The sequence below is a fragment of the Pandoraea sp. B-6 genome (assembly GCF_000282835.1).
GTDB lineage: Bacteria > Pseudomonadota > Gammaproteobacteria > Burkholderiales > Burkholderiaceae > Pandoraea > Pandoraea cepalis.
The window spans coordinates 1-5,699 of sequence record NZ_KB290569.1 but is presented as its reverse complement, the minus strand read 5'-3'; the positions used below and the strand labels follow the sequence as shown (position 1 = coordinate 5,699).

Genomic DNA, 5,699 nt, shown 5'->3' with positions numbered 1-5,699 from the left:
AGCGTCGTGTGGCTTCGCGAGGTAAACACCAAGCCATTGTCTGAGCGCAGCAGAAACGGAGCGGGTTAGCCCACTCGTAACACACCCGCGGACAGCCAGTTCGAGCGCTTAGAGAAGCATTTCTATAAGCGCTCCTGTCGTCACTGCGCAGCTATCGAAAGCTCGATCGAGTTGATCCGAGCAGACACTTGCGGAGCGATGCCACGCCCCTAGGACTTCTGGGGCCGTGGCATCAATGCGAACAACCGGTTTGCATCCGGCACAGACGTCTGCATGTAACTCCGTTACTCCATCTCAGCAAAGCAGCTATGCAGGAACTCAATTGCGGCCCGTAGCTTCGGTGATGTCGCGCTACGCTGCAATAACACCGCATAGACAGCGCGGTTAGTAGGGACATACTCTGCAAGGACTTCGATGAGCGCGCCGGACGCCAGATCGGATTCGACAAGCCAATGTGGCGCCATCATGACACCCCCACCTGCCAGACAGAGCGTTCGGACTGCCTGTCCGCTGTCACTTGCGAAGTTTCCTTTAACGTGTACGTAGCTAAGCTCGCCGTCGCGCTGGACCTGCCACCTAGTGGTAAAGGAATACCCGCGAGTGATTAAGCAGTTGTGCCCCATCAGGTCGTCAGGGATCGCCGGCGTACCATTCAACTGAAGGTATGAAGGCGCAGCACAGAAGACTCGCCGGTATGACGCCAGCCTGACTGCCGTAAGCCCGGGATCCAGCACATCCGCGATACGCACCGCGACATCGATACCGGCCTTGTAGAGATCGAGCTTCTCCATCGAAAAGCTGAGGTCAATCGATAGAAGTGGGTTCTGGCGCATAAATTCCGCCAGACGCGGCGCGATGACGGCTTGCCCCAACATCAATGGGGCTGTCACGCGAAGATGGCCCCGCGCCTCGTCGCGCAAACAAGACATCTCTTCCGCCGCCTGGTCAAGCTCTTGCAACGCGCGCATAGCATGATCGTAGAGCAATTGCCCGACCTCAGTCACGACAAGTCTCCTGGTGTTTCGGTTCAGGAGACGTTGCCCAACTCTGCTCTCGAGCGCCGCGACGCGCTTGCTGACCATCGCAGGGTTAGCACCAATACGGCGTGCCACTTCCGAGAAGTTGCCAATCTCGACCGTCCGCACAAAAATGCGCAGGGTTGTTAGATCCTCGAACCCGCCCGAAACATGGGGGTGCTCTTCCATAAACTGCGTCATCACGTTACCCATCGCCCCTCCAGCCGACTAATCGCGTGGCGGGTGTGATATGGACAATGGCCTCGCGGTTATAGAACCGCGAGAACCTTGAATCCCCCGCCACCAGTGAAGTGGCGGCCATCCGCGCCGTACCCTTTCGATGTTATTCGAAGAAGTCGGTCAGGCACACTTAGGATTTTCATGGGTTTGGGACAGTATCGGGGCTTGCGGCAAGTTTGCAGTGGCTCAGTAGACTGCGGGGCCGACGGGACCTCTCTCTGCTGCGTTAGGTTGATCTGCCTTGAAGCGGCGGGCCAGCGCCTCAGCTGCTCGAGCAAGCAGCGTTGTATCGACGCCAACTGCCGTAAAGGCGGTGCCAAGCTCGATATAGCGGTGCGCCAATCTTTCATCTCCAATCAAGATTCCGGCGGCTTTCCCGGCCCGACAGATTCTAACAATGGCCTCCTCCACCGCCTCCTGCACTTCAGGATGCCCCGGATTGCCGAGGTGCCCCATGTCGGCAGCAAGATCGGAAGGCCCAATAAATATCCCGTCTACTCCGTCTACCGCGCTGATCGCCTCGAGATTCTCCAGAGCCGCCCGCGTCTCCACCTGCACTAGCACGCATACTTGCGCATTAGCGCGCTGGAGGTAGTCAGCCGTTCGGTTCCATTGCGAGGCTCGAGCCAATGCCGCGCCAACTCCCCGGATACCGGCCGGCGGGTATCGTGTTGCGGCCACTGCAGCTGCCGCCTGATTGGCATCCTGGACCATTGGAACCAGGAGGTTCCGCGCTCCGATATCCAGAAGCCGCTTGATCTCAACCTGGTCGTTCCAGGCACAACGGACAACAGGATGTACCGGGTAAACAGCCAGCGCCTGAAGCTGTGCGAGTATGGTTTCCAGTGTATTCGGTGCGTGTTCGCCATCGACCAGTAGCCAGTCGAAGCCGGCGCCACCTAACATCTCGGCGGTATAGGGACTCGGTATGCCAAGCCATAGGCCGATCTGCGTCTGGCGCAATTCTAGCGCGCGCTTAAATGTGTTCTCGTTCACGCTACTCATCCAAAGTGACAGGAGACTGGCCCGAGTGAGCCGAAGTCAGCTATTAGCGTATCGCCCTTCTTGGCGAACACCGGCCGGGTGAATGAGCCGCTCAGGATTACCTGATCCTTTTCCAGAGCGACTCCGTACGCGGAAAGCTTGTTCGCCAGCCAGACGACGCCATTTGCCGGGTGATTGAGTACGCCCGCCGCGACGCCCGTCTCTTCGATGACCGCGTTTTGCGACAGGATCGCACTGACCCAACGCAAATCCACTTCATTGACGCGAACTGGCCTGCCGCCCATAACGATGCCCGCGTTTGCCGCGTTGTCGGCAATGGTGTCAAACACCTTCCGTGAGCGCTTTGTCTCCGGGTCAATCATATGCGATCGCGAATCGATGATTTCCAACGCCGGCAAAACATAGCGCACGGCATCAAGTACGTCGAACAGCGTCACATTCGGCCCCTCGACGCGCTTATCCATGACAAACGCGAGTTCCACCTCCACCCGCGGCGCAATGAACCGGTCAGTTGGGATAGTCGCACCGTCTGCAAAAAACATGTCTTCAAGCAGCGCGCCATAGTCGGGCTCGTTGATGCCGACAGCCATCTGCATCGCGCGCGAGGTTAGCCCGATCTTGTGCCCCCTGAGAGGATTGCCGTTTTCAATCTTCATCCTTACCCACTCTCGCTGGATCGCATACGCGTCCGCGATAGTGATATCAGGATGACGCAACGAAATTTGCCTGATCTGAACGCGCGACTTTTCCGCGTCGAGGAACTCTCTGGCTAGAGAGTTGATAACCGAATCACTGAGCATGTGGTTGTTCCGGATAGTAAAGCGCCTTTGGCTCAAGCCGAAGGCATCACAAGATGACTTTTCTTGCACTCGATACGCCACTGCCCATCTTCCAGCACCAGATCGTCCGTGCACTCGCGAACGCCCAGCATTTTCGGCGCACTTGCTGTGCTGTCCGTTGCTATCAGCGTCTCGTAGGCCGTCATGTAGTAACGCACACGCGCGGTCGCTTGATTTGATTGATCTACTTGAAGATTGGTCACCAGGTGGCACGTCTTGCGCGCTGGATCGCGCTCCTCTAGTGCCGCGAGCACGGCAGCAGGCCCTCTGAGTTCCTTCCCTTGCCGATGCCAAACGCCGTCCTTCGCCATCAGGTTGGCTGCAAATTTGTGATCTCGGCAATCAAGACAGGCAAAGAACTGATATACCAAAGTCGAACATGCGTTGAACTCTTCAAAATCCACTGGACGTGTCTCCCTCTGCGTACCTGGTTCGCTAACGAAATTGTTGGATTTAGGCATTCAATGAGACGTCGGCCTTAGCCAACGGCAGGCCGATATCGGACAGAATCGTCGGGTCGACACGGGTGCCCTCGGAGACGAATTTGCGTAGTTGCCGAAAATCTCGTGGCGAATTTGTGCAGATTGCCGACGTAATTCGATTCTCGTCATTCAATTCGATTGCGATTAGCTTATCCCCGTCTGCAACGCGGATAAGCGTCGGTGCCCCTGGAATCGGCAAACCGGCGATCTGCACCAGCGAGTCATATTGGTGAGACCAAAAGAACGGAACCGGCTGATATGTAATGTCCATCCCGAGAGCCGCACGCGCCGCTGCGATCCCTTGATCCTGAGCGTTCTGCCACGACTCAAGCCGCAACAGGCCCCCATCCGCACCCCGCATCACGGCCACGTCGCCTGCGGCGAAAATGCGTGCATCTGAGGTGCGACATTGCTGGTCCACTAATATCCCACGATCGCAGGCTAGACCGGCCTCACGAGCCAGTGCATCGTTTTGCTCGAGCCCAACCCCCACCACCACAAGGTCAACTTCCTGGACTGACCCGTCCGTGTAGCGCACAAGACACGCACCATTTTCGCGCTCAAGCACCTTGACGCTTGTCTTAAGGCGTAAGTCGACACCATTTGCCAGGTGCAAGGTCTCAAGAAACACAGACAGAGCAGGAGAGCCCGTTCGCGTACACAACGATGCCCCGGCCTCTACCAGGGTGACGTCACAGCCGGCTGCCCTGGCCGACGCGGTGACCTCCAATCCGATCCAGCCGCCACCGATTACCAGTACCCTGGCGCCACGTCGCAATTCAGCACGAAGCCGTTCCGCATCTTCGAGCGTACGCAGAGTATGGACACAATCTGCGTTGAACCCCGGGATTGCCGGAATACGGGCGCGCCCGCCTGTGCAGAGAATCAACTTGTCATAGCCGATTGATTCACCCGTCGAGAGCTCAACTTTCCTGACGGACCGGTCGATACTGACACACGAGCAAGCGCGCTTCCATTCGATTCCGAGTACATCCAACTCCTCTGGGGGCAAGAGAAATTGCATCATCGGCGGCGCCGCCTGCAATTGCTCCTTCGACAGCGGGGGACGCTCGTACGGTGGCGCGCTCTCGTCACCAATCAGCACCAGACGTCCAACGAACCCGTGCGAACGAATCGTTCGCACGGCCCATGCCCCCGATTGCCCCGCTCCAACCACAACCACCGCTTCCCGATCCATCTTCGTCCGCTCCTCCTGGCGACCGAGCTTACGCACAGTCCGATTTCCAGCGCACGCATCTGCAACATCTCATGCCGTGATCTGGATCCATGGGGGGAAGTCTGGTAACACGGCGACTGACGGACAAGCAGCGCCCCGGAACAGCAATTGTTCCGACCGGGAACAGACAGGACAGCATCCAAGGACTAGCATCAAAACGTCCTGCGCCTGACGCCCATGTATAACGTTGAAGGCAGCTTTTTGGCTAACACTCGCCATTCATCAACTGGATTGTTTAAGCTACCGCATGTCCGCAACTGACCGACAGTGCCTTCCCGTGCGAGATGAACATACGTGTCGATGTGGAGGCGCTGACATGTTGTGTCGGAAAATATGACCTACGACCAAGACGGTCGCCATCAGGCGAAATACGTCATTTCATCGATTGTTGGAATCGATTTGAAAGCCGGTTTCGCGAAAAAATAGCCTTGCATCAGACCGCAAGTTACTGCGTCTGCTAAAGAACGCGCACCTGAAATGTGCTCAAGCGACCATCGGGGACATCGACGCTCGCTCGGGCCGCAGGATCGACCGGCGAGAGGTAATGAGCCTGGCATTGGGAGACTGGGTTAGTGCCGGCCACCGCGTCCTGATCACCGGTCCGACCGGTGCCGGAAAATCCTGGCTTGCCTGCGCACTGGCGCAACACGCCTGTCGGCGGGGATCTTGTTGAACCCCACCGTCCGATATCACATGGAGCCTGAGGTGCGGTTCTCTTATGGCGCGAACGCTGACCTCCCCCCGAAAAACCGTAGCATCCAAAACTAGAGATTCCTGCCAAATTTGAAGCCCTGAGAGGCAGGGGATTTGCAATGAAAAGATCGAAGTACACCGAAGAGCAGATTGCGTTCGCACTGAAGCAAGCCGAAGTGGGTACCAC

Annotated in this window: 6 protein-coding genes; 1 reads left to right on the top strand and 5 read right to left on the bottom strand. The window is 57.4% G+C overall.

All coding sequences use genetic code 11. The annotated features are described in order from the left end of the window. Positions 1 to 284 precede the first annotated feature (284 nt). The 5 genes from A985_RS0123465 to A985_RS0123445 all read right to left on the bottom strand — a co-directional run bounded on the left by A985_RS0123465 (position 285) and on the right by A985_RS0123445 (position 4,816). The gene (locus tag A985_RS0123465) at positions 285 to 1,229 is read right to left on the bottom strand and encodes a LysR family transcriptional regulator (RefSeq protein WP_017235811.1); all 945 of its coding nucleotides are present in this window, start codon (positions 1,227 to 1,229) and stop codon (positions 285 to 287) included. A gap of 213 nt (positions 1,230 to 1,442) precedes the next feature. After that, the gene (hpaI, locus tag A985_RS0123460; RefSeq protein WP_017235810.1) at positions 1,443 to 2,261 is read right to left on the bottom strand and encodes a 4-hydroxy-2-oxoheptanedioate aldolase; all 819 of its coding nucleotides are present in this window, start codon (positions 2,259 to 2,261) and stop codon (positions 1,443 to 1,445) included. Then, complete coding sequence (gene hpaH / locus A985_RS0123455; protein WP_017235809.1) at positions 2,258 to 3,061, bottom strand: 2-oxo-hept-4-ene-1,7-dioate hydratase; 804 nt, start codon at positions 3,059 to 3,061, stop codon at positions 2,258 to 2,260. The genes hpaI and hpaH overlap by 4 nt, the downstream gene beginning before the upstream one ends. Before the next feature lie 32 nt (positions 3,062 to 3,093). Continuing rightward, positions 3,094 to 3,504: a nuclear transport factor 2 family protein gene (locus tag A985_RS0123450; protein ID WP_026132336.1), complete on the bottom strand. Its 411-nt coding sequence runs from the start codon at positions 3,502 to 3,504 to the stop codon at positions 3,094 to 3,096. Positions 3,505 to 3,553: 49 nt separating this feature from the next. Then, positions 3,554 to 4,816 carry an NAD(P)/FAD-dependent oxidoreductase gene (locus A985_RS0123445; protein WP_017235807.1) on the bottom strand — a complete coding sequence of 421 codons (1,263 nt, stop codon included), beginning with the start codon at positions 4,814 to 4,816 and terminating at the stop codon, positions 3,554 to 3,556. A gap of 451 nt (positions 4,817 to 5,267) precedes the next feature. Between A985_RS0123445 and A985_RS27820 the strand changes: the two genes are divergently transcribed. Then, a complete protein-coding gene (locus A985_RS27820; RefSeq protein ID WP_198288746.1) occupies positions 5,268 to 5,492 on the top strand; it encodes an ATP-binding protein in 225 nt (74 codons plus the stop codon). Positions 5,493 to 5,699: the final 207 nt, after the last annotated feature.